This window comes from Shinella sp. GW821-FHT10F02 (assembly GCF_058809275.1).
The window spans coordinates 1255256-1279706 of the sequence record NZ_JBXASL010000001.1 but is presented as its reverse complement, the minus strand read 5'-3'; the positions used below and the strand labels follow the sequence as shown (position 1 = coordinate 1279706).

22 protein-coding genes are annotated in these 24451 nt (G+C 64.8%); 8 read left to right on the top strand and 14 right to left on the bottom strand.

Translation table 11 applies throughout. The features are described 5' to 3' along the window. Positions 1-217 precede the first annotated feature (217 nt). Positions 218-1201, top strand: a complete 984-nt coding sequence (locus tag AC1RWL_RS05885) for a helix-turn-helix transcriptional regulator (protein WP_493092822.1) — start codon at positions 218-220, stop codon at positions 1199-1201. On the opposite strand, the gene AC1RWL_RS05880 is transcribed toward AC1RWL_RS05885, so the two are convergent. The 7 genes from AC1RWL_RS05880 to pstS form a co-directional block, all read right to left on the bottom strand. After that, positions 1198-2223, bottom strand: coding sequence for an ABC transporter ATP-binding protein (locus tag AC1RWL_RS05880; protein WP_493092823.1), 1026 nt, complete (start codon positions 2221-2223; stop codon positions 1198-1200). The two genes, AC1RWL_RS05885 and AC1RWL_RS05880, sit on opposite strands and share 4 nt — an antisense overlap. Then, positions 2211-3905: an ABC transporter permease gene (locus AC1RWL_RS05875; protein WP_493092824.1), complete on the bottom strand. Its 1695-nt coding sequence runs from the start codon at positions 3903-3905 to the stop codon at positions 2211-2213. The genes AC1RWL_RS05880 and AC1RWL_RS05875 overlap by 13 nt, the downstream gene beginning before the upstream one ends. Positions 3906-3924: 19 nt before the next feature. Next, positions 3925-4902 (bottom strand): ABC transporter substrate-binding protein, encoded by a 978-nt coding sequence (locus tag AC1RWL_RS05870; protein ID WP_493092825.1) that lies wholly within the window; start codon positions 4900-4902, stop codon positions 3925-3927. Positions 4903-4966: 64 nt separating this feature from the next. After that, positions 4967-5932, bottom strand: a complete 966-nt coding sequence (locus tag AC1RWL_RS05865; protein WP_256114451.1) for a magnesium and cobalt transport protein CorA — start codon at positions 5930-5932, stop codon at positions 4967-4969. Between the two features lie 32 nt (positions 5933-5964). Beyond that, positions 5965-7422, bottom strand: a complete 1458-nt coding sequence (locus AC1RWL_RS05860; RefSeq protein ID WP_493092826.1) for a CYTH and CHAD domain-containing protein — start codon at positions 7420-7422, stop codon at positions 5965-5967. Positions 7423-7543: 121 nt separating this feature from the next. Continuing rightward, complete coding sequence (locus AC1RWL_RS05855) at positions 7544-9274, bottom strand: Na/Pi cotransporter family protein (RefSeq protein WP_493092827.1); 1731 nt, start codon at positions 9272-9274, stop codon at positions 7544-7546. 43 nt (positions 9275-9317) lie between these two features. Beyond that, positions 9318-10394 carry a phosphate ABC transporter substrate-binding protein PstS gene (gene pstS, locus AC1RWL_RS05850; RefSeq protein ID WP_493092828.1) on the bottom strand — a complete coding sequence of 359 codons (1077 nt, stop codon included), beginning with the start codon at positions 10392-10394 and terminating at the stop codon, positions 9318-9320. Between the two features lie 293 nt (positions 10395-10687). Between pstS and AC1RWL_RS05845 the strand changes: the two genes are divergently transcribed. The 4 genes from AC1RWL_RS05845 (at position 10688) to AC1RWL_RS05830 (ending at position 13882) form a co-directional block, all read left to right on the top strand. After that, positions 10688-11494 carry a 3-hydroxybutyrate dehydrogenase gene (locus tag AC1RWL_RS05845; protein ID WP_493092829.1) on the top strand — a complete coding sequence of 269 codons (807 nt, stop codon included), beginning with the start codon at positions 10688-10690 and terminating at the stop codon, positions 11492-11494. A gap of 43 nt (positions 11495-11537) precedes the next feature. Further along, a complete protein-coding gene (locus AC1RWL_RS05840) occupies positions 11538-12281 on the top strand; it encodes an acetoacetate decarboxylase (RefSeq protein WP_256114460.1) in 744 nt (247 codons plus the stop codon). Positions 12282-12292: 11 nt separating this feature from the next. Next, the gene (locus AC1RWL_RS05835) at positions 12293-13465 is read left to right on the top strand and encodes a patatin-like phospholipase family protein (RefSeq protein ID WP_493092830.1); all 1173 of its coding nucleotides are present in this window, start codon (positions 12293-12295) and stop codon (positions 13463-13465) included. A gap of 135 nt (positions 13466-13600) precedes the next feature. After that, a complete protein-coding gene (locus AC1RWL_RS05830; protein WP_435264994.1) occupies positions 13601-13882 on the top strand; it encodes an amphi-Trp domain-containing protein in 282 nt (93 codons plus the stop codon). 93 nt (positions 13883-13975) lie between these two features. Here the strand turns inward: AC1RWL_RS05830 and AC1RWL_RS05825 are convergent, their stop codons facing one another. The 3 genes from AC1RWL_RS05825 to AC1RWL_RS05815 are packed head-to-tail and all read right to left on the bottom strand — an operon-like array spanning position 13976 to position 16910. After that, positions 13976-14749: an SDR family NAD(P)-dependent oxidoreductase gene (locus AC1RWL_RS05825; RefSeq protein ID WP_493092831.1), complete on the bottom strand. Its 774-nt coding sequence runs from the start codon at positions 14747-14749 to the stop codon at positions 13976-13978. Then, positions 14746-15543 carry an SDR family NAD(P)-dependent oxidoreductase gene (locus AC1RWL_RS05820; protein WP_493092832.1) on the bottom strand — a complete coding sequence of 266 codons (798 nt, stop codon included), beginning with the start codon at positions 15541-15543 and terminating at the stop codon, positions 14746-14748. Before AC1RWL_RS05820 ends, AC1RWL_RS05825 begins: the two co-directional genes overlap by 4 nt. Before the next feature lie 2 nt (positions 15544-15545). After that, positions 15546-16910, bottom strand: coding sequence for a transaminase (locus AC1RWL_RS05815; RefSeq protein WP_493092833.1), 1365 nt, complete (start codon positions 16908-16910; stop codon positions 15546-15548). Between the two features lie 155 nt (positions 16911-17065). On the opposite strand from AC1RWL_RS05815, the gene AC1RWL_RS05810 reads away from it, so the two are divergent. Beyond that, a complete protein-coding gene (locus AC1RWL_RS05810; protein ID WP_493092834.1) occupies positions 17066-17839 on the top strand; it encodes an IclR family transcriptional regulator in 774 nt (257 codons plus the stop codon). Here the strand turns inward: AC1RWL_RS05810 and AC1RWL_RS05805 are convergent. From AC1RWL_RS05805 to AC1RWL_RS05790, 4 genes are read right to left on the bottom strand one after another with little or no spacing between them, the layout of a single operon-like run. Then, complete coding sequence (locus AC1RWL_RS05805) at positions 17811-19298, bottom strand: aldehyde dehydrogenase (RefSeq protein ID WP_493092835.1); 1488 nt, start codon at positions 19296-19298, stop codon at positions 17811-17813. The two genes, AC1RWL_RS05810 and AC1RWL_RS05805, sit on opposite strands and share 29 nt — an antisense overlap. 10 nt (positions 19299-19308) lie before the next feature. Then, complete coding sequence (locus tag AC1RWL_RS05800; protein WP_493092836.1) at positions 19309-20811, bottom strand: tripartite tricarboxylate transporter permease; 1503 nt, start codon at positions 20809-20811, stop codon at positions 19309-19311. 12 nt (positions 20812-20823) lie between these two features. Further along, on the bottom strand, positions 20824-21381 hold the full coding sequence (locus AC1RWL_RS05795) for a tripartite tricarboxylate transporter TctB family protein (RefSeq protein ID WP_493092837.1): 558 nt from the start codon (positions 21379-21381) through the stop codon (positions 20824-20826). Between the two features lie 44 nt (positions 21382-21425). Beyond that, on the bottom strand, positions 21426-22364 hold the full coding sequence (locus AC1RWL_RS05790) for a tripartite tricarboxylate transporter substrate binding protein (RefSeq protein ID WP_493092838.1): 939 nt from the start codon (positions 22362-22364) through the stop codon (positions 21426-21428). A gap of 155 nt (positions 22365-22519) precedes the next feature. On the opposite strand from AC1RWL_RS05790, the gene AC1RWL_RS05785 reads away from it, so the two are divergent. Together AC1RWL_RS05785 and AC1RWL_RS05780 are read left to right on the top strand one after the other, a co-directional pair. Then, on the top strand, positions 22520-23770 hold the full coding sequence (locus AC1RWL_RS05785; RefSeq protein WP_493092839.1) for a Tm-1-like ATP-binding domain-containing protein: 1251 nt from the start codon (positions 22520-22522) through the stop codon (positions 23768-23770). Continuing rightward, positions 23770-24450 (top strand): HAD family hydrolase, encoded by a 681-nt coding sequence (locus AC1RWL_RS05780; protein WP_493093829.1) that lies wholly within the window; start codon positions 23770-23772, stop codon positions 24448-24450. Before AC1RWL_RS05785 ends, AC1RWL_RS05780 begins: the two co-directional genes overlap by 1 nt. Position 24451: the final 1 nt, after the last annotated feature.

Sequence of the window (24451 nt, the reverse complement as noted above, 5' to 3'; positions counted from 1 at the left end):
ATTTTCCACCATGGCAGCTTCTTAGTCGGATGCCTCCAGGTTGTGCCAGAGGGCGGGTTTATGCGGGACGGCAGCTTTGTTATGCGAGCGGCCAAATCCACGCGGATTAAAGTAGATTAAAAATATCATGTTTATTGCATCCGCACTGCCCTGCGCTTATCCTGGCGCGACACATGGCGAAAAAACCGCCGCGCTCCAACCCCTGCGGTAGACCAGCATGACAGACCCTTCGATCAGTTCCGACACGAAGCGGCGAACGGTTTCCGCCCAGGACTTTTCCGACGCGTCGATGCTGTTCTGCGATCGCTATGCGCTGCTCGACCAGCCGGCGGAGGACGAGGAGAACCGGCTTTTCAAGGGCAGGCTCTACACGCAGGCCATGAGCTCCGGCATCAATGTCTCGACGGCCGATATCGTGGCATTGCGCGACAGCGACCATGCCGTGACCTTTCCGCGTTCGCTGAGCCTTGTCTTCTCGCTCGAAGGGCGACCGTCGGAGGTCAATGCCGGCCGGGGTCGCGAGACAGTGATCCTGCAACCGGGCGAGGCCGCGCTCTTCAGCTTCAACGACGAGGAGGAAACGCGGGGGCGCTATAGCGCCGGCCATTGCAGCAAGTCTATCCTGCTTCAGCTCAGGCCCGGCATGATGGCGGACGAGGGGCTCGCTGATTTCGTGGAACAGCAGGTCCGTTCCAGCGAGATGATCATGCTCGGCAAGAACCACCGCCTGAATGTCCTGTCGGCCCAGCTCTTCGGCGAGCCGCTGGAGGGCACCATTGGTGGTCTGCTGACGGAAAGCTACGCGCTCGAACTCGTCGCCCGCACCTTGCAGACGATCGACCGCCCGGGCAGTGATCTGCCGGCGGACATCCGGCCCGGCGACCGCATGCGGATGAGCAAGGTGCGGCACATGATCCTCGACGAGCCGGGCGCCGCGTACAGCCTGCAATCGCTGGCCCGCGAGGCAGGCCTCAGCATATCCGGCCTGAAGACGAAATTCCGCCAGGTCTATGGCCAGTCGGTCTTCGCCTTCGTGCATGACGTGCGCATGGAAACCGCCAGGACGGGACTGGAACGGCAGGGCTGGAGCGTTGCGCAGGCCGCGCATTTCACCGGCTACAACCATGCCAGCAATTTCTGCACCGCCTACCACAAACATTTCGGCCACTCGCCGGGCAGCACGGAAAAGCGCGACGCCTAAAGCCGCCAGGCCGAGTGGATCGTTACATGCACGATCTCGCCGGTCTGCGGCCGGTGGCGGCTGAAGGCGCGCAGGATCTGGCCGTCTTCGAGTTCCAGGATCAGGCTGTAGCGCTCGCCTTCGTAGAGCGAGGAGCGCACCCGCGCCGCGATGCCCTCACCCGAAATCGCAATATCCTCCGGTCGCACGAGGATATCGGCCACCGGGCCGGGTATCGGCGAAACGAGGATCGAGCGCATGCTGTCCCAGGCGAGTTTTCGCGGCAGGCTGTCCGGCATCGCAAGTGAAAGCACCGAGCCCCGGCCGATCAGGCTGCCGACGAGGCGGCCTTCGGGGCGGGCGTAGATCTCCTCCGGCGGCGCGACTTGCAGCAGCTTTCCCTGCGACATGACGGCGACGTCCGTCGCCAGCGCCATGGCCTCGCTCTGGTCGTGCGTGACATAGACCATCGTGGCGCCTGATCGCTGGTGGAACTCGCGAAAAGTCTCCTCCATCTCCTGGCGTAGGTGCCGGTCGAGATTGGCGAGCGGCTCGTCGAGCAGCACGACATCCGGCTCGGTGACGAGGCATCGCGCCAACGCCACCCGCTGCCGCTGGCCGCCGGAAAGTTCTGCCGGCCGGCGTTCCGCATGGTCGGCGAGCCGCACCGTATCCAGTGCCTCGCGAATGCGGTTGCGATAGATTTCGCGCGAGACGCCCCGCACCTTCAGCGGATAACCGACATTGTCGGCGACGCTCATATGCGGCCAGAGCGCGTAGGACTGGAAGACCATTGCCATGTTGCGCCGCTCCGGCGGCAGGGATTGTGCGGCATTCGCAAGCAAGCGCTCGCCAAGGAAAATCGCCCCGTCGCTCGGTCCCTCGAAGCCGGCGATCATGCGCAGCACCGTCGTCTTGCCGCAACCCGAAGGCCCGAGCAGCGCGAGGAAACCGCCCTCGCGCACGTCGAGCGACAGGCCGCTCACCGCCGGACGGCCGGTGCCGAACTGCTTGCTGACATGGTTGAGGATCAGCTTCGCCACGGCACCACTCCCTTCGGCAGGCGCTTCGCCAGCCATTCCAGCAACAGCATCATGACGACGACCATGAGGACGACGAGCACGGAGAGCGCCGAGGCGAGATCGGAGCCGCCGCTGTCATCGAGATTGTAGATAACGACGCCCAGCGTCTGGGTGCCGGCAGACCAGAGAAGGGCGGAGACGGTGAGTTCGTTGCAGGCGATGAGGAAGACCAGGATGACGGAGGCGCCGGCGGCGGGCGCCACGAGCGGCACGAGAATATCCTTCAGGCGTCGGAAGAAGCCTGCGCCGGCCAGCCGCGCCGCCTCTTCCAGCGCCGGGTCGAGCTGGCGGTAGGCGCTCACCACGGGTTTCAGGCTGACGGCGAAGAAGCTTGCGAAATAGGCAAGCAGGATGATCCAGATCGTGCCGTAGAGCGTGACGTTGAAAACCGGCAGCGGTGCCGCGAAGACGAGGATGAACGCGACGGCGACGATGATGCCCGGCAACGCATAGGGGATTTCGATGAGGCTCGCGGCGATGCGGGCAACGACATCCCGCCGCCGCGTCAGCACGTAGCCGGCCAGCACCGAGAGGCCGAGCAGGCCGACCGCGGTGACGGTGGCCAGGAAGAGCGAATTGGCGAAGGCCGTGCGCGTCACTGCTTGGCGCAGCAGCACTTCCTGGAAGGCGTTGAACGACATGGTTTCGAGCGTCAGCGGCACGCCATAGGCCGGCACCAGCGCGCCCGCCAGCAGCGCGAAGAACGGCGCGACGAGCATGAAGAAGAGCACGATCAGCAGCATGGGGACGAACAAGAACCTCCACCAGCCGACCTGAAAACTCGTCGCGGCGCCCGCCTGTCCGAGAATCCGGTAGTCGCGCCCGCCAAGCGCGCGCTCCTGCACCGCAAGCCCCGCCACGGAGATGAGCGCGATGACGCCGGAGAGCACGGCGACCTCGCCGAAGGTGCGGTCGGTGAAGGCGGCGAACTTGGTGAAGATCAGCGTCGCCAGCGTGTAGATCGAGGCCGGAATGCCGAGGATCGCCGGAATACCGAAATTGCCGATGCAGGACACGAAGGCGATGGCGGCACCGGCGATCATGCCGGGCAGCGCCAGCGGCAGCACGATATCCCGGAACGTGCGCAAGGCCGGGGCGCCGGACAGCCGCGCCGCCTCGATGCCGTCGCGCGGCACGCTGAGCAACCCAGCCCTCAGCGCAAGATAAACCAACGGCGCATGCTGCACGCCGTAGAGCAGCGCGATGCCGCCCAGCGAATAAAGCGGCTGCGGCGAGCCGAGCGGCGGGGCGATGCCGAGCGCTTTCAGGAGCGGGCTGGACGGGCCGGACATCTGCACCCAGGCAAGCGCCGTCACCTGCGGCGGGATCATCATCGGCAGCACGAAGAGGAAGCTGAGCGGCCCCTTGGCCGGGATGTCGGTGAGCGTCAGCAGGAAAGCGAAGAGCGAGCCGATCAGGACCGAGATGACGGTTCCGAAAATGGCGGTCACCAGCGTGTAATAGGTCGCCTGCCAGAGCGCGCGATTCGTCAGCACCGCGACGGCCCCGCCATCGGCGAACGCCGCAATGCCGGTCACGGCGAGGCGGGCGAGCGGCAGCACGCTGAGGATGACAACCACACTGACGATGAAAGGAAACAGCCAGGCTGGCTGGCTGTTTCCCGGGCGAACGTAACCGTGCATGTTAAGGCCGCGTCGAGCCTTAATTGGAGCCGAAATAACCGGAGAAGGTCTTCAGATCGGCATCGGTGTTCTTCAGCGCCGTGGCGGCATCGAGCGGCAGCACGCGGATGGTGTCGCGCGCCGGAAAACCTTCCGGCATGGCAACGCCGTTGCGGGCCGGGATATAGCCGAGCTTGACGAAACCTTCCTGGCCCTCGACCGACAGAACGTAGTCGACGAACTTCTGGGCGGCCTCGACATTCTTCGACGAAGCGAGGATGCCGACCGGCTCGGTGACGGCGGAAACGCCTTCGCTCGGGAAGACGAACTCGACCGGCGCGCCCTTCGCCTTCTCACGGATCGGCATGTAGTCGACGACCATGCCATAAGCCTTTTCGCCCGAGGCGACGGCCTTGAGGATCGCGCCATTGCCGCCGGCCGCCGTCGTGCCGTTTTCGGCGAGCGCCTTGTAGTAGTCCCAGCCGAGGCCGTCGACGGCCGTCAGCGTCTGGGCGTGGATGAGGGCGGCACCCGAGGTCAACGGGCTCGGCATTGTGACGAGGCCCTTGGCTTCCGGCTTCACGAGGTCCTGCCAGCTGGCGGGCTTGAGGCCGGCCGACGTGTTGTAGACGATGCCGGTGGTGATCAGCTTGGTCGAATAGTAGTGGCCGTCCTTGTCGTAGAGGGCCGCGTCGTAGTTCGCGGCTTCCGGCGACTTGTAGGCGAGCAGCTTGCCGTCCTGCTTGAGGCGCTCGAGCGTGACGGTGTCGGCGATCAGCAGCACGTCGGCAACCGGGTTGCCGGCCGCGATTTCGGCCTGGAGCTTGGCCATGATCTTCGGCGTGCCGTCGCGCACCCAATCCACCTTGATGTCGGGATTGGCGGCCATGAAGCCGTCGACGGTCGCCTGCGCGTCCTCGTTCGGCTGGCTGGTATAGAGCACGAGGTTTGCGGCAGAGGCCGGGAGGGCGGCAAAGCCAGCTGCGAGGAGGGCGACGGCGGAAACGAGATTTTTCATGGGAGCATCCTTCCGGGAAAGTCATCGCTCCCTACCCCCCTCGCTTGACACCTGTGTGACACTCTTACAGCCACTTGGCGCGCTTGAACCGCCAGTAGAGCCCCACGCAGAAGACAGTGATGACCCCGAGCACGACGAAATAGCCGTATTCGGTCTTCAGCTCCGGCATATTGTCGAAATTCATGCCGTAGAGACCCGCGATCGCCGTCGGCACGGCGAGGATTGCGGCCCAGGAGGCGAGCTGGCGGGTGATCACGCCCTGGCGCTGCTGTTCCAAGAGGTTGCTCGCCTCGAAGACCGACGTGATGACGTCGCGCAGGCCGCCCACCATCTGCTCGACGCGGTGCATGTGTTGCAGCGCATCGCGGAAATAGGGTTTCGCCTCGACATCCAGGCACGGCAGATCAAGATGAACGAGCTTGCCGCAGAGATCCAGCATGGCGTCCAGCACGCGCTGGAACAGGATGACCTCGCGGCGCAGCCGGAAGATGCGCTTGATCTGGGCGCGGTCGAGGAAGGAATCCAGCATCTTGCGTTCCATGTCGAGCACGGAATCCTCGATCGTGCGCACGATCGGCAGATAGCCGTCGACGACGAAATCGATGATGGCATGGAGGATGTAGTCGGTGCCGTGGCGCAGCGTGTGCGGCGAGGTCTCCAGCCGGCCGCGCAACTCGCCATGCCCGCGCTCCGAGCCGTGGCGCACGGTAATGATGTAGCGGTCACCGACGAAGATCGCCGTGCGGCCATAGGTGATGCGGTCGCTATCGAGCTTCGCGGTCTGGGTCAGCACGAAGATCTGGTCGTCATAGGCGCTGAGCTTCGGCGTCTGCAACGGATTCAGCGCGTCGCTGACCGAGAGCTCGTGCAGGCCGAACCGTTCCTTCAGCACGGAGAGTTCCTCGACCGTCGGCTCGTGCAGGCCGATCCAGATGAAATCGGTCTTCTCGGTCGGTATCGCAACGGTTTCGAGCGGGACTTCCTGCAAGCGCCGTCCGTCGCGGTAGAGATAGGAGGCAACGACGGTCATGGGGGCTCCTTGCGGGCAGAAAGACTGCGGCTTTAGCGCCAGAAACGCTTGGTGTCGATGAGCGCGTCATGCGCATCCGCCGCCGCCTTGATCACGGCCTGCTTGTTCTCGATGGCATTGGAGGGAAAAGCCGTCGCCGCATCGCCATCGAAGCCGAGCCGTGCCAGCACCTCCGGCATCGCGGCCGCGTCGTTCAGCGTGCCGAGCTGGTCCTGAAGCCCTTCCAGCGCAGCAAGGAAGCGGCCATGGCGGCGCTTCTGGCGCTTGCGGTCGAATAGCGAGGCGAAAAACTCTGTGGCATAGCGTAATTTCTTGGCGTCCTTGCGCACCTCATGGCGGTCCTCGTCGTCGAGATCGACCAGATCGCGGCCACCCTTCTTGACCTTACGGCGCAGCCGATCGAGCGCGCCTGCCGCAAAATCGCCGACCGGCCGCTCGCGGATTTCACGCGTGTGGGCAAGGCTGAGCCAATCGCCGCAGGCAAGCCAGTAGGAGAAATCCAGCATCAGTTTTCGCGCACGCACGGAGGCGAGCGCTGCGGTCGCCTCGTCGAAGGCGCGTTGGCGGGCCTGCGTCAGTCTTTCTCCGAGCGTGTCGTCCTTGCAGCGGGCAATCAGCACGTCGATGTCCCGCACCTCGCCGAGAAGGCCGGCGAGCCATTTCAGCTCTTCCTTCAGATGCGCAAAAGCCTCGTCCTCCAGCACCGCCTTGAACACCGAAAGCGCGGAGCGCAGCCGGCGCAGCGCGATACGCGCCTGATGCACGGCCTCCTCGCCGCGGATATCGAGCAGCATTTCGTTCAAGCGGAACTGGCGCAGGCACGCATCCGCAATGACCCGGAAGATGCCGGGAACGGTCATATCGATGGTGAGTGCGATGGGCTGGGACTTGACGGCACGCGCCGCGGGGGCGAGCAATCGGTAACCGCGCTCCGCCTTGCTGAGCACGCCAAGCCGGACAGGGGCGACGGCATCGAGCTTGCGGGCGAAGGAAAACAGCGCGGCGGGGGTGCCCTCCACCAGTTCCAGCTCGATTTCGCTGATCGGCGTGCGGCGGTCGCCGGCAATGATATCACCGCGATCCAGCGCCACCTCGATGCGGGCATCCTCCCACTCCACCGACCAGCGGCGCCGTTCGACGGCGACCTCGAAGGCCGGCTCCAGCGCGTCGATGCGCCGGCCGAGGAAGGTGCGGATCGGCGTCGTGTCGTCGAGCACGGGGTCGTCACCCTCAACCTTCTGCTCCCATTTCGGGCGGGCAAACAGGCTGGCGGCACTGGCGCCGACCGCCTTGACGATCTGCACGCGCCCTTCGGCGTCGTTGCGAATGCGCAGGGAAAAGCCGGCGGCGCGCAGATCCTCGCCCGGCGTATCGAAATAGACGGCGCGCCGCTCGATTACCAACGGTTCGCCAGGCAGAAGCCCGGATGCCAGAAAATCATCCGCCGCGTCCGACACAAGATCGAGCTTCAGTTCGATTTCCTGTCCCAAATGCCGTTCTCCAGACTAAACCGGCCGACGCAAGAGCTACCGCACCCGTGGACAAGATCAACCCGGAAGCCATGCAAGACAAGAGGCGCCGCGACCCAAAGCCGCGGCGCCTCCTCATAAATCACTCGGCGGGAACCGGGCTGAAGCCGCCCGAGCCCATCGACTGGTCGCGGGTTTCCTTGCGAACGGACGCTCGCGCCAGCACGCTCTGCCGGTTGACCGACTTGCGTTCGGCGTCGATGCGCTGGATCAGGATTTCCGCACGCTCGATGGAACCGAGCAAAGCGAGGATCGTGCCGCGTTCGGCGGCACCCGCATTCGGACCGAGCGAAAGGGTGCGCGCGCGCAGCTCCTCGACGGCCGGATGGTTGACATGGCCTGCCGGCATCTGCGGATCGGCCAGGCCGTAATCCGGCATGATGCTGCGCAGCGTCGCGTCGAGCTTGTTGAGTGCGGCATCGACGATCGGCTGGGCTTCGGCGCCGAACTTTTCACGTCTGACGCGACGGGCGACTTGGTGCATCGATTCCGTCAGCGCGGCGGTGAAGTCGGCCTCCTCGATCAGGCTCGCGATGAGGTCGAGCTGGTCGTAAGGCAGGTCTTCTTTCATCAGGTTCGACGTGTAAAGGCGGATGTCGCGGCTGAGGATATCGGTCGCGAGATAGTGCTCGCCCGGATCGGACGGCGCCTTCTTGTCGCCGCGGGCGATATTGAGGAACATCGCACCGGCCTGGAGGTGACGCGCGGTTTCCTTCTGGATCGCCGGCACGGCCTGGGCGAAGTCGTTGGCGAGCTTGCGATCGAGGAAGCGCGGGGTCGAATAATCCTCGATATCCTCCTCGTCGGTGCGGCCGACGCGTGACAGCACGCGCTCGAACACGCCGATGAAGGGGAAGAGGAGAAGCGTGTTGAAGACGTTGAAGAAGGTCGAGTAGAGGCCGACGGCGACAGGCACGAGCGGGAAGGTTTCCTTGCCGTCGACCAGCACCGGCACGGCCGGGTCGCCGCCGAACCACTGCATGGCCCATTCCAGGATGCCGATGGAGACGAAGAACAGGGGAACGGTGATGCAGACGCCAATGATGTTGAAGGAAATGTGGGCGTAGGCAGCCCGCTTGGCGTTCTTGGAGAGGTTGAGCGAAGCCATCCACGAGGTGATCGTGGTGCCGAGGTCGGCGCCGAGCGAGAAGGCAACGGCGGTCGTCCAGTCGAGGATACCGGCAGCACCAAGGCCCATGACGATACCGATCGTCGCAGACGACGAGTGGATCATCGCGGTCACGCCGGCGGCGATCAGCACGCACTTGATGAGGTTGAAGTAGGAGTCGGCCTTCAGCGTCTGCAGGAGTTCCATGACCTCGGGCAGGTTGCGCAGCGGACGCAGGCCGCCGGTCATCAGGTTGAGGCCGTAGAAGATCAGCGCGAAGCCCATGCAGGCGAGCGCGATGTTGCGCACCTTCTCGTTCTTCGCGAAGCAATAGATCAGCGCGAAGATGCCGCCGAGGATGAGGCCGAGCGGGCCGAGCGGCAGCGCGATGAGGCCGTTGCCGAGCGTCGTGCCGATATTGGCGCCCATGATGACGCTGATGGCGGGTCTCAACCCCACCACACCGGCATTGACGAGGCCGACGACCATGACGGTCATTGCGGTCGACGACTGGATGACGCCGGTGATGAAGGTGCCGGCGAGCACGCCCTTGACCGGGGTGCCGGCCACTTTGGCGAGGAATTCGCGCATTTTATTGACGGAGAGGGCCTGAATGCCGTTGGCCATGAATTCCAGGCCGAGCATGAAGATGCCCAACCCGCCGATGACCGGCACCAGAACGTCCTTGAAGATATCTATTTCCATGGGAATACTCGTTTCTATTGGAGCAAATACGGCGTGCCGGGGCCTAGTTGTTCACGGCGCCCAGGTTCGCGGTCCAGTACGCTTCGATCTGGCCGGCCAGCGCTGACGGCACGGGGATGTAGCCGAGCGCGCTCGCCTCGTCCGCACCGCGGCTGAAGGCGACGCGGAAGAGATCGAGCACCCGGTTGATGCGCCCCTCGCCGCGATCCTTCGGCACGACCGCATAGGTCACCACCGCCATCGGATAGGCTTTTTCACCTGCGAGATTGGTCGTGTCGGCCGAAAAGCCTTTCGCGCCATCCCAGGCGACCGTCGCAAGACCCGCCTCGAAGGCTTCCGGTGCCGGGCGGATGAAGGCGCCGGACTGGTTCTGGAGGGTCGCGAAAGGAAGACCGAGCCGGACGACCTGGCCATATTCGAGATAGGAGATGCTGTTCTTCGTCGCCGTGGTCAGGCTTGCCAGACCGCCGGTGCCTTTCTCGCCACGACCCATCGGCCATTTGACGAGCGTGTCGGCGCCGACCTTTTCCTTCCATTCCGGGCTGACCTTGGACAGGAAGCTCGTGAAGGTGAAGGTCGAGCCGGAACCGTCCTCGCGGCGCAGCACCTCGATCGTCGCGTCGGGAAGCGCAAGATCGGGATTGATCGCCTTGATGGCCGGATCGGACCATTTGGTGACCTTGCCGAGATAGATATCGGCGATGACCGGACCGGTGAGGCGCAGTTCCCCTGCCCCGACATTGTCAAGGTTTGCGACGACGACGATGCCGCCCATGACGACCGGGAACTGCGCGAGCCCCCGCTTCTCCAGTTCCTCCGCCGTCAAAGGTGCATCGGTTGCGGCAAAGTCCGTTTCCGGCTGGTCGAGGCGCATGACGCCCGCAAGCGAACCGACCGGCTCGTAATCGACACGCCAGTCCGGCGAGGTGAATTCGCCGCCGTCCGTACGGAGTGCCTCATAGTCGCGCGACCAGAGATGGATGATCGGTGCTGCAAAGGTGGAGCCGGCGCCGCGGATCGGTTCGGCTTGGGCGTTTGCGGAAAAAAGCGTGAAGGCGCCGAGTAGAAACCCGATCCTGCACCAGGCATTACAGGCGGGAGGCCTGAGAAAATTCATCATGAATCGCCCCTCATGAATACGCGCTACCAAGACAAAGCGTTGCTACCCCGGCAGGTCCTTGCAGACTGCCGGGCGCGGAAACGCGCTAAAGATCAAGACGTCAAATTATCGTCGGCGTATTCGACATTTCTTTACTAGTAACCTTGCTTGACGCGCGGATGACAATATTGGCGGCATTGGGAAATCTCCGTCACAATTGCCGAAAAACCCGCTGTCATCTCAGTGAAATGTCGATGTGATCCAAAACCACGCAGCAAGAGCGGACCTGCTCCCACGCGACGATGGAGAACCCGATGAACGACGCGACACAGCCGAAAGCCCTCGATACCCGAACCGCCATCGTCACCGGCTCCACGAGCGGCATTGGCCTCGCCATCGCCCGCCGCTTTGCCGCTGCCGGCGCCAATGTCGTCATCAACGGGCTCGGCGATGCGGGCGCCATCGAGACGGAACGCGCGGCGATCGAAGCGGATTTCCGCGTACGCTGCGTCTATTCCCCGGCCAACATGCTTTCCGGCGCCGAAATCGCCGAAATGGTTGCGCTGGCGCTGGAAACCTTCGGTAGCTGCGACATCCTCGTCAACAATGCGGGCATCCAGCACGTCGCCCCCATCGAGGACTTTCCGGACGAGAAATGGCAGGCGATCATCCAGATCAACCTGATCGCCGCCTTCCACTCGATCAAGGCAGCGCTTCCGGCGATGAAAGAGCGCGGCTACGGCCGCATCATCAACATCGCCTCCGCCCACGCGCTCGTCGCCTCGCCCTACAAATCCGCTTATGTCGCGGCCAAACACGGCATTGCCGGCCTCACCAAGACCGTGGCGCTCGAAGCCGCCACCAACGGCGTCACCGTCAACGCCATCTGCCCCGGCTACGTCTGGACGCCGCTCGTCGAAAAGCAGATCCCCGATACGATGGCGGCGCGCGGCCTCACCAAGGAAGAGGTCATCCATGACGTGCTGCTCGAAGCGCAGCCGACGAAGGAGTTCGTGACGGTCGAGCAGGTTGCGGGCCTCGCGCTGTTCCTGACGAGCGCCGAGGCGGCCTCGATGACCGGCGCGATCCTCTCCCTCGATGGCGGCTGGACGGCGCATTGATACGACCGGCAAGCCGGATTTCTCACGATCAGGAACGGAAAAGATGAAAGCCGAAGACGTTCGCAACGCCTATGCCATGCCGCTGACCAACCCCGCCTATCCGCCGGGACCTTACCGCTTTATCGACCGGGAATATGTCATCATCAGCTACCGCACGGACCCGGAAGCGCTGCGCGCCGTCGTGCCGGAGCCGCTAGAAATCGTCGATCCGATCGTCAAATACGAGTTCATCAAGATGCCGGACTCGACCGGCTTCGGCGACTATACCGAATCCGGACAGGTGATCCCTGTCCGCTTCGAGGGCGAAGAAGGCGTCTATGTGCACGCCATGTATCTCGACGACGACGCGCCGATTGCCGGCGGACGCGAGATCTGGGGCTTTCCGAAGAAACTCGCCTTTCCGAAGCTCGTACATGAGGGCGAAGTGATCGTCGGCACGCTGCATTACGGCTCGGTACTCTGCGCCAGCGCGTCCATGGGCTACAAGCACCGCTCGGTGGATGCCGGCGAGATCGCCCATTCGCTTGCCAAGCCGAATTTCCTCGTCAAGATCATCCCGCATGTCGACGCGAGCCCACGCATTTGCGAGCTGGTGCGCTATCATCTCGAAGACATCACCGTGAAAGGTGCTTGGACCGGACCAGCCGACCTGCAACTCTTCCGCCACGTCATTGCCGATGTCGCCCGCCTGCCGGTGCTGGAGATTGTCTCGGCCGTGCATTTTGTCGCCGACCTCACGCTGGGACTTGGCGAAGTGGTGCATGATTACATGGGCGAACCGGAGTGAAGGACAGGATCATGGACGAACAGGTCAGGTTGCAGCCCAAGCGCAAATCCGAAACGCCGGACATCGCCGACATCGTCGGCGGCTATCCGGCGGTCGGCCTCGTCTTCCAGGGCGGCGGCGCGCTCGGTGCGTACCAGGCTGGCGTGTTCCAGGCGCTCGACGAAGCCGGCATCGAGGCGAATTGGCTCTCCGGTGTCTCGATCGGCGCCGTGAATGCCGCGATCATCGCCGGCAACACCAAGGGCAACCGGCTCGACCGGCTGCGCGACTTCTGGGAGACGATCTCCGCCCGTAAGGTCTGGCATTTCACCCCGGAAGGTGACGTCTTCCGCAAGCTGCGCAACCAAGCGAGCGCCATGATGACGATGACATCCGGCCTGCCCGGCTTCTTCGCGCCGCACCGCATCAATCCCTGGTTCCAGCCGCCCGGCGCCTCCACCGCCACCAGTTTCTACGACACCGCAGAACTCAAGTCGACGCTCGACCGCCTGATCAACTGGGATGTGCTGAACGACCGTCGCCAGCGGCTCAGCGTCGGCGCGGTCAATGTGCAGACCGGCAACTACCGCTATTTCGACAGCCATATCGAAGTGCTCGGGGCCGAGCACGTCATGGCCTCGGGCGCGCTTCCGCCCGCCTTCCCCGCGGTCCTCATCGAAAACGAGTATTACTGGGACGGCGGCATCGTCTCCAACACGCCGCTGCAATACCTGCTCGAACAGGAGGACGTGCGCGACACGCTGGTCTTTCAGGTCGACCTGTTCAGCGCGCGCGGCATCCTGCCCCGCGACATGGCGGATGTGCTCGCCAGGCACAAGGACATCATGTATTCCAGCCGCACCCGCAACAACACCGACACGTTCCGGCGCATCCACAATCTGCGCCTGAAGCTGCACCAGGCGCTGCTGCGCGTACCGCCGGACGCGCTGACGGATGCGGACCGGGAATTCCTCACCGCCATGGAGGACGTGCCGCAGATCAACATCGTGCACCTGATCTACCAGCAGAAGATCTATGAGAGCGATGCCAAGGACTACGAATTCTCCGGCACATCGATGCGCGAACACTGGGATTCCGGTTACCAGGACACGCGCAAAACCCTGAAACATCGCCGCTGGCTGGAAAAGCCGCCGGAATCCGTCGGCATGACCGTGCATGATGTGCATCGGGACGATCCAAGCTGATCCATACCAGAAATACTACTCCTCTAAAATAAAACCCAAGATTTCACTGTCACAGACTTAATATTATACGGTCATCACGGCATTACAATTCCACGTTTCTATGAAGAGGCCAACTCTTAAACAGGAGAGAGAGACATGGAAGCCAACCGTGAAATCGAGAAGGATTATTCGCTGATGGAGTTCGTTGCTGAACTCCGCCGGCTGGCAGACACGCTGGAATCGAACGAGCGTTTCTCGATCCAGATCGACGAAGAAGAAGTCCTCGTCCCCGAGCACGCCACTGCTTCGATCGCCTTCGAGATCGAAGACGGCCGCGCCGAAATCGAATTCCAGCTGACCTGGGAAGCAGGTGAAGCCGAAGGCGAAGACGACGAGCAGGACGACGCCGAAGAAAAAGAAGAAGAAGCCGCCGCTTAAACCGCATCGGCCGGCACAGGGCTAGCCTTTGAGCTGCCGGGTTCTGCGGCGAAGCCTCCGCCGCAGAGCTTCTGCCCGCGAAGCCGACCGGCTTCACACCGCCCTGTTCTGCACCGGCGCCCGCCCACCACCGTCCGCCACCAGCACGGCGCCGGTGACGAAGGAGGCCTCGTCCGAGGCGAGGAACAGGCAGCAGGCGGCAATTTCCGCCGGCTCGGCAACCCGCCTCAGCGCAATGCGGCCGGTCAGCGCGGCAAATTCCGCCTCCACCGTCGTGCTGTTCAACCGTGCCGCCTCCCGCATTTCCTCTTCGCTCATCGGCGTGCGCACCCAGCCGGGCGCAACCGCGTTGGCGCGAATGCCGTCCGGCCCATGCGCATAGGCGAGGCTGCGCGTGTAGGAAACCAGCGCGGCCTTGCTCGCCGAGTAAGCGGCGTTCTGGCCGCTGGCGTTGAAGGCACCGACGGAGGCGATGTTGACGATCGCACCGCCCTGACGTTTCAAGAGTGGCAGTGCCGCCCGACAAGTCATCATCGCGCCCGTCACATTGATGGCGAAGGTCTTTTGCCACACATCGTCAGTGAGGCTTTCCGGCTCATCGGGAATGAGGATGCCGGCGGCGTTGACGAGAATGTCGAGCCGGCCGCCGCAAGTTGCGATCGCCGCTGCAATATCCCCGGCATCAGTAATGTCGCCATGCACCGCCACTCCGCCGCAGGCCGCGGCCGCGGCATCGAGCGCGGCACCGCCGAGACCGAACAGCAGGACGTCGGCGCCCTCACGGGAAAACCGCTCGGCGGTGGCGCGGCCCATGCCGGTCGCGGCCCCTGTCACGAGCGCCTTGCGGCCTTGCAGTAGGCCGCTCATTCGAGCCCCCAATGCCGTTCAACGGCAAAGCCGGTTTCCGGCAGGCTGGAGCCGCCGTCGACGACGATCGTCTGGCCGGTCGTGTATTTCGCCTGTTCGGAGGCGAGGTAGAGCATGGCGCAGGCAATGTCGTCGGCCTCGCCATAGCGGCCCATCGGGATGAAGCGGCTTGCCTTCCTCATCGTCTCGGGCTCGCTCATCGTGCCGCGTCCCGGCTTCTCTATGAAGCCGGGCTCGACACCGTTGACGGTGATGCCGTCGCGCGCCAGCTCGAAGGCCGCCCCACGGATAAAGGCATTCACCCCGGCCTTCGCCGCCGAATAATGCGCGCCCCCGGCCATGGCCATTCGCGCCGAAACGGACGAGGTGACGAGGATGCGGCCGAAACCGTTGGCGCGCATGACGGGTGCCGCCGCCTGCGCCAACCAGAAGCAGGCCTTCAGGTTGAGCGACAGTGCCTCTTCCAGTTTGTCTTCGTCAAGATCGGCGATATTGGCCCATGGGCAGCCGCCGGCATTGTGCACGACGATATCAAGGCGGCCAGCCTCCTCCGCCGTCTCGGTGATTAGTCGGGCAACACCGCTCCGGCCGAGATCTCCGAGCGGCACGGCGCTAGCCGCAAGCCCGTGTGCCAGGAGATCGGTCGCAAGCACCTGCCCTGCCTCAAGCGTGCGGTTGGCGATGACGACCTTGGCGCCTGCTTCGGCGAGCCGCGTGACGGTCGCCGCACCGATGCCGCGCCCGCCGCCGGTGACGAGCGCAACCCTGCCCGAGAGATCGAAGGGGCGCGCCATGATCAAACCACTCCCGCTTCGCGCAAAAGCGACACGAAGCGGCCGAACACCGCGGTGTGGCGATCGGCATCCTCGGCGGTCGTCGCAGGGCACATCAGGAACATCGTGTGGAAGGGCGTCACCAGAATGCCCTCGTTCATATAGAAGGCGTGCAGCAGCGTCTCTAGGTCACCGCGCCGGGCGGCAATGACGTCTGCGCCGTTATGTGGCGGCTCGGGCATGAACATGATCTCCGCCCGCGCGCCAATCTGCGTGACGTGCCAGGGCAGACGGTTTTCCGCGATGATGGCGCGGGCGCCGTCCGCCAGCCGCGAGGCATTGGCGATCATCCGCTCGAAATTCTCCGGCGTCAGCACCTCCTCCAGCACCGCGCGCATGGTGGCGATGGTGAGCGCATTGCCGGCCAGCGTGCCTCCGATGCCGAGATGGGCGGACTGGCGCACGCGCGGATCGACCTTCGGCACGATCGCCCAGAGCCGCGCGGCGATCTCCTGCGAGACGCCGAAGATGCCCGCCGGTATGCCGCCGGCAATCGCCTTGCCAGCCACCAGCATGTCCGGCTCCAGGCCGTTGAGGCGCGCATACCCGCCGGGGCCGCTGGAAATCGTATGCGTTTCATCGATGATCAGCACCGTGCCGGTGCGCCGGGTGATGTCGCGCAAGGCTGCCAGAAAGCCCTCGGCGACCGGGATCATGCCGAAATTCGTCATCAACGGTTCGGTCAGCACGCAGGCGACGTCCTCGTCCGAAAGCGCGCGTTCCAGCGCCTCCACGTCGTTGAACTCCACCACCTTCGAGACGGCGGAATGATCCACGCCGTTCGGGTGGATCATGTTGCGCATGCCGACGCGGCCGTCACGGAGTTCGACATGCGCCTCCTCGACACCGCCATGGTAGCAGCCGGAAAACACCAGCACCTTCGGCCGCCCGGTGATCATGCGGGCGATGCGGATGGCGCCCCGGTTCGCGTCGGTGGCCGAGGTGGTCAGCGTCCAGTACGGCAGGCCGAAGCGGCGGGTGAGTTCTTCACCAACCCAAAGGCTGTCCTCCGTCGGCAGCATCGTGGTGACGCCGCGGCGAAGCTGGCGCATGGCGGCATTCGTTACCGCTTCCGGCGCGTGGCCGCACATGCCGCCGGTATCGCCGAGGCAGAAATCGACATAGTCTCGACCGTCGATGTCGCGGATATGGGCACCGCTCGCCTCATCGACGTAAATGGGAAAGCCGCCGGCCCAACGGCGCATCCAGTGCGACGGCCCGCCATAGAGGAAATGGCGCTGACCCTCCTGCCAATCGGCGAAGGAACGCGGGTGCTCCCGCTTGAAACGGTCCTGCTCGCGGTCGAGCAGGTGGTCGATCACCGTCACGGCCGATCTCCTCCAGTCAGCGGTTGAAAGTCGCTTTCACATGGTTCATTATATGAACCATCATTTTGTATATGAAACCAGATTGCCGGGCCGGACCCGGCCTGTCAAGATACTTCACATGCGAACTATCTTGTCGATGCCAGAGAGGATGCCGCATGAGCACTGTCGGGAAAGCCGCCGCGCTGCTGGAGCTTTTCAGCATGGCCGAGCCGGAAATCGGCCTGTCCGAGCTCGCCCGTCGCGCGAACCTCAACAAGGCGACAACGCGGCGCCTGCTGGTGGCGCTCGCAGAGCACCGGCTGGTCGAGCAGGCGGCCGGCACCCGCCACTACCGCCTGGGCGCCGGTCTCTCGCGGCTCGCCCGCATCCGCGATGCGAACTTCCCCTTCGCGCGCATCGCAACGCCTGTCCTGCAGGACCTCGCGACGGCGACCGGCGAGACCGTGCATCTGTCCGAATTCAGCGGCGGGGCGCTGTTCACCGTCGGCGTCGAGCTTTCCGCGCAGGCAAACCGCGTCAATGTCGATGCCGGCCAGATTTTGCCGCTGCACGGCACCGCCTCGGGCATCGCCTTCCTCGCCTTCACGACGCCGGATTTCGTTGCGACCTATCTGGCAAAACGCCTGGAGGCATTCACCCCCCACACGCTCACCGCGCGGGAAAAAGTCGCCGAACAGGTGCGGCTTGCCGCGGAACGCGGCTATTCCGTCAGTGCGCAGGGCTATTCCGAGGGTGTGCATAGCATTGCCGCGCCGGTGCTCGGCCCGGATGGGCACGCGGTGGGTGCGCTGTCGGTGGCGGCACCGCTGTCGCGGGTCGACGATGCGGTCGCGGCCGCCCAGGGCGAGGCCGTCGTGCGGGCGGCGCGGGATATCGCGGCGCGCCTCAATGGCGAGCCCCTCACCCGAGCGAGATCCAGGCCGTCTTGAGATCGGTATATTTGGCGAAGGCATGCAGGGACTTGTCGCGGCCGAAACCGGACTGGCCGAAGCCGCCGAGCGGCACGGTGATATCGGCGCCGCCATAGGTGTTGACATGCACGACGCCGGCGCGGACCGCGCGCACCATGCGGTGGGCGGTTGCGAGGTTCGACGTCCACACCGCGGACGCCAGGCCGTAGACGGTGGCGTTCGCAAGCCGCACCGCCTCCGCCTCATCCTCGAAGCGCGAGACGGCGAGCACGGGGCCGAACACCTCTTCGCGCGCAAGCCGCATCGCCGGCGTCACCTCGTCGAAAATGGTCGGCGCCATGTAGTAGCCGCCCGTTTCCTCCCTCAAGCGGTTGCCGCCGGTGACCAGGCGCGCGCCGTCCTCTTCCGCAGCCGCCACATGGCCGAGATTCTTGGCGAGCTGTTCGGCGCTGCTGACAGCCCCGGCATCCGAGGCGAGGTCGAGCGGATCGCCGACCCTCATGCCGCGTGTCACCGCCACCAGCCTCTCCACGAACCGGTCGTAGACCGGGGCCTGCACCAGGAGGCGCGAGCCCGCGACACAGACCTGGCCGGAATTGCGGAAGATGCCGAAGGCCGAGATTTTTGCTGCCTGGTCGAGATCCGGCGCATCGGCGAAGACGATGTTGGGTGACTTGCCGCCGAGTTCGAGATGCACGCGCTTGAGGTTCGAGCGGGCGGAATATTCGAGCAGCCGGCGCCCGACGCTGCCCGAGCCGGTAAAGGCGATGGCATCGACATCCATATGCAGGCCGAGCGCCTCGCCAGTGACGCTGCCCCGCCCGGTGACCACGTTGAACACGCCGTCCGGAAGGCCGGCTTCCGCCGCAAGCTCACCGAGGCGCAGGAGCGTCAGCGATGCCACCTCCGCCGGCTTCAGCACGACCGAATTGCCGGCAGCGAGTGCCGGCGCCACCTTCCAGGCGCCGATCATCATCGGGAAATTCCACGGCACGATGGCCGCGACCACGCCGAGCGGCTCGCGGTGGATGAGCCCCAGCACGTCGGCCTGCGTCGGCGCGATCTCGCCATAGACCTTGTCGATCGCTTCCGCATAATAACGGAAGGTGCCGGCGGCCGAGAGCGGCTCCGCCTTGTAGGCCATCGAAATTTCGGTGCCGTTGTCGCGCACGCCGAGCACCGCGAGTTCCAGCGCATGCGCTTCGATGAGGTCGGCGAGCTTCAGAAACACCTTTTTGCGCCCGGCCGGCGCCATGCGCGACCAGGAACCCCGTTCGAAGGCGATGCGGGCGGCGCGGACGGCGCGGTCGACATCCTCGGGACCGGCGTCGGCGATGGTGGTGAGCACCGTGCCGTCGATCGGCGAGAGTACGTCGAGATGCCCGCCGCTCAATGGCTCCGTCCAGGCTCCGGCGATGAACAGGCCCTGCGGCGCGACGGGTCTGCCGCGCAGCGCGTCGATCTCGGCTTGGTTCATGGGTCCTGTCCTATGGATTGGCGGGCGCGACCACCACCGCGGGGCGGGCGCGCCACAGGCCGATGGCGAAGATGGTGAGGCCCAGCAGCGAGATGGCGAGCAGCACGGCGGCGATCGGGCGGGTGATGAAGATGCTCACGTCCCCGTTGGAAAGCGCCAGCGACTGCATCATGCGGTTTTCGAACAGCGGGCCGAGAACGAGGCCGATGACGAGTGGGAAACCGGGAATATCGTTGCGCAGCATGATCTTGCCGATGATGGCGAAGACGACGGCGATCAGCGCGTCCGAGATACGGTAATTCTGCGTGTAGCAACCGACCAGCGAGAGCACGAGAACGGTCATGCCGATGAAACGCGGTTCGATGCGCGCGAGCTTCATGATCGGTTTCGTGGCGAAGAGCAGGATGCCGAGGATGACGATGTTGAGCAGGAACAGCGAGATATAGAGGCCGGAGATGAATTCCGGATGCTGGGCGAACAGCTGCGGCCCTGGAATGTAATTGTGGATCATGAAGACCGACAGGATCATCGCCATCAGCGGATCGACCGGGATGCCGAGCGCCAGCAGCGGCACCAGCGTGGTGGAGGTGCAGGCGCTGATCGACGCCTCGGACGCGATCAGCCCTTCCGGCGAACCCTTGCCGAACTGTTCCGGCGTCTTCGAGGCACGCTTGGTCAGCGAATAGGAGAGAAACTGCGCGCCGAACTCCCCCACACCGGGCAACAGGCCCATCGTGACGCCGAGCCCGGCGGAACGCCCCAGCGTGCGCGGATAACGCAACGCCTCCAGAAGGCCGCGAAACCGGTTGTGATAGACGGCGGAGGGGGGCGCCTGCTTATAGCCCGGCGTGCGCAGCAGCACGAAGGCCTGTGACATGGCGAAAAGGCCGATCACCGTCGGCACCAGCGGAATGCCGCCCATCAGGAACGGCTCGCCGAAGGTGAAGCGCTGCGTGTTGAAGAAGCGCTCGAAGCCGACGGTGCCGAGCAGGATGCCGAAGCCGAGCGAGATGATCGCCAACAGCCCCTGGTGCTGGTGCGCCAGAAGCACCGAGACGATCGCCACCAGTGCGACCATCGCATATTCCACCGCGCCGAAATGCGCGGCGATGGTGGCGAGGTAGGGCGCCAGCACCACCAGTGCCACGACGCTGATCGTGCCGCCGATGAAGGAGGAGGAATAGGCGAGCGACAGCGCGCGATGCGCCTCGCCGCGCTGCGCCATGGGGTAGCCGTCATAGGTGGTCAGCACGTTGACGGGCGTTCCCGGCACCTTGATCAGGATGGCCGGTATCGCACCGCCGTACCAGGCGCCGCCATAGGTGCCGAGTAGCAAGGTGACGCCGGCAAGCGGCTCCATGCCGAGCGTGAAGGGCAGCAGGATCGCCATGGCGCCCGCAGGCTCCAGGCCCGGCACCGCGCCGATGAGGATGCCGATGAAGGCGCCCGCGACCAGTGCCAGGAGGACGTTGAAATGCGCGATGTTCTCGAAGCCGAGAATGATGGAGTCCATGACGGCGGGTTCCTACAGATAGGGGCCGATGAGGTTGCCGATGCCGCCCGGAAGCCAGGTGAAAATCGACGCGTGAGGGAACCACAGGCCCATGACGCCGCGCAGCAGCACCACGATCACCCCGGTGAAGGCGAGGTTCCACGCCATCCAGCGCCGGCTGCGAAGGCCGGAGGCCCATAGGCAGGCCTGGCCGAACAGCAGGGTGGACAGCGCAAAACCGAGGATTGGGATCGCCGCCATGTAGAGGCAGAACAGGGCGGTGTAGCCGAAGGCCGGCAGCAGATCGCCGAACCCCGAGCGCGCGCGGTCGAGATAGGCGTGCGGATCGGGCGAAAGCCGCCAGCCGCGCAGGAGCCGCAGCGCCAGCACCAGCCCCGGCAGGCCGATCATGGCGATGCCGAGGATGGGAATGTTGCGCGGCGAGAGGAACCAGGCCTTGTCGGCCGGCTGCACATGGGTGGCGAACGGCAGAAGCAGCACAAGCCCCACGGCGATGACGAGGCAGGCAAGCCCCACCGCCGCCACCGCTTCGCCCGGCGGAAATTCCTGGTTCTGGCCCTGCTCGTCCATGCTCGTTGTCCCCCGCGATTTTCAGATGGATTGGAAGCGCCGGCCTACTTCTTCAGGTCCTTCATCAGCTCTTCGGCCGCGGCATAGTCCTTGTCGATGCGCGCGGCGGCGTCTGTCGCATTCATCCAGTAGACGCCGGCGCCGGTCGCCTCGGAGACGGCCTTGGCCCGGTCGCTCTTCATTGCTTCTTCGGCGATCGTCGCGATCTTGTCCTTGATCTCCTGCGGCGTGCCCTTCGGCACGAAAAGGCCGTTCCACAGCGTGATATTCAGGCCCGGCACCTGATCGGACAGCAGTTTCGCCTCCGGCTTGATGGAGAGCGGCGCGTCCGTATAGGTCGCCAGCACCTTGACGTCGTCGAGGCAGGACAGCACCGTCGCCATGGTCGTGTTCATCACGTCGGCGTCGCCATTGGCGAGAGTCGAGCAATCGAGCGAGTTGAACGCCGCGTCGGCGCCGAAGGTGAAACCGAGCTTCTTGGCGGCTGCGAAGGTCGCCATGGTGGGGATCAGGTCGTAGCCGAAATGGCCGAGCTTGACCGGGTTCGCCTTGGCATAGGCGGCAAGGCCGGCAAGATCGTCATAGGGCGCATCCTTTTTGGCGACGAGCGCGAAGGGATAGGTCAGGAAGATGCCGACCGGCTCGAAGGCGTCGCGGCCATAGGGCGCGTTGCCCTGGATGACATGCATGGTCGGGACGTCGATGACCAGCGAGCCGACCGTATAGCCGTCCGGATCGGACTGGGCGACGGCGGTCGCGCCTTCCACCGCCCCGCCGCCCGGCCGGTTGACGACCTTGGCCGGCGCGCCGGCACTGGCGGTAAACGTATCGGCGATGATGCGGGTCAACTGATCTTCCAGGTCGCCCGGAGGCCAGGGAACGATGAAGGTGACCGGGCGCTCGGGATATTCCGCGTAAGCCGGCATTGCCAGGGCGGCGGCGAGTGTCGTCGTGGCGAGCGCAAGGGTGAGAAATCGAGTCATGCTGCTTTTCTCCCATACAGTGCGGACAGGATATCCGCCGTTCCCATCGGTTCATTTATTGAACCATCATTTTGACTATAGACTTGCAAACGAACCGGCTTGCTGTCAAGTTAATTCACATGTGAAGTAAGTGGCGCCTTGGAGGAGGCATCGGCATGGTCAGAGAGGGCAGTCCACGCATCCTGGTGATCGGCACCGGGGACACCAAGGCCGACGAATTGACCTTCATGCGCGAGCGCATCGAAGCCGTCGAAGGCCACGCGGTCATGATGGATGTCAGCGTGCTCGGCGACCCGCCCTATCGGCCCGACCATGACCGGCACGCGGTGGCGCAAGCCGCCGGCACGACCATCGACGCCATCGCCAACAGCGGCGACGAAAACAGCGCCATGACGCTGATGGCACTCGGCGCCGCGCGGCTTGCCCGCAGCCTCTACGATAGCGGCGAGATCGACGGCGTCATCGCGCTCGGCGGCACGATGGGCACCGACCTCGCCCTTGACGTGGCGCTGGCCCTGCCGCTCGGCGTGCCGAAATTCGTCGTCTCGACCATCGCCTATTCCCATCTGGTGCCACCGGACCGCATTGCCACGGACCTGATGATGATCCTGTGGGCGGGCGGCCTCTATGGCCTGAACAGCACCTGCAAGGCCGTGCTCTCGCAGGCCTGCGGCGCGGTCGTCGGCGCCGCGCAGGCCGTGGTGCGCCCGCAGGCGGAGCGGCCGATCGTCGGCATGAGTTCACTCGGCAAAAGCTGCCTGAAATACATGGTGACGCTGAAACCGGCGCTGGAGCGGCGTGGCTATGAGGTCGTCGTGTTCCACACGACCGGCATGGGCGGCCGAGCTTTAGAGGCGATCGCCGCACAACGCGGCTTTGCCGCGGTACTCGATTTCTCCCTGCAGGAAGTCGCCAACCAGCATATGGGCTCGGTGGTGAATTCCGGTCCCGACCGCCTGGAAAACGCCGGCCGCAGCGGCATTCCGCAGATCGTCGCGCCCGGTGCCATCGACATGGTGGATTTCCCGACCTGGCAGCCGGTGCCGGCGCGTTTTGCGGAGCGCCCCTACCACGCGCACAACCGCCTGCTCGCCTCGGTGACCTCAGACGGCGAGACGCGCCGCGAGATCGCCCGCGCCATCGCCGGCAAGCTGGCGACCGCGACGGGCGCCACCGCCTTCATCCTGCCCGCCGGCGGCCTCCAGCAATGGGACCAGGAGGGCGAACCGCTGCATGAGCCCGATGCGCTCGCCGCCTTCGTCGAGGAGATGCGCAAAACCATGCCCGAGAGCGTCGAGCTGCACGAGATCGCCGGTCACATCAACGACGGCGCCTTCTGCGCCAAGGCGCTGGAAATCTTCGACCGCTGGGTGGCCGAGGGCATCATCCGGCCGGGGTTGGTATGATGACGAAACCGGCCGCACTGGTGCTCGATTTCGGCGGCGTCGTCACCAAAACGCTGTTCGAGACGCATGCTCTCAGCGAAAAGGCGCTCGGCCTGCCGCCCGGCACGCTTGCCTGGCGCGGGCCGTTCAATCCGGCATCCGATCCGCTCTGGCGCGCCATGCAGGCCGACGAGATCAGCGAGCGCGGCTACTGGAAGGCCCGCACAAGCGAGGTCGGCCGGCTGGTCGGCGAGGAATGGACGGACATGTCGACCTTCGTGCGCCGCGCCCGCGGTGCCGAGCCTGAAGCTGTGATCCGCCCGGAGGCCATAAACGCCATCCGCACGGCGCACGAAAACCGCATCCGCCTCGCCATCCTCTCCAACGAACTCGACCTGTTCTACGGCGAAGATTTCCGGCAACGCCTGCCCCTGCTTTCGCTGTTCGAAACTATCGTCGACGCCACCTATACCGGCATCCTCAAGCCGGATGCCCGCGCCTATGCCGCCGTCTGCGAGACGCTGGATCTCCCCGCCGAAGCCTGCGTCTTCGTCGACGACCAGAAACGCAATGTGGACGGCGCCATCGCCGCCGGCATGCGCACGGTCTGGTTCGACGTCGCCGAGCCCGCCCGTTCCTATGCCGCAGCGCTCGCCCTGTTCGGCCTGCCTTCACCCGAAATCCGTCACGAGAGTATCTGAG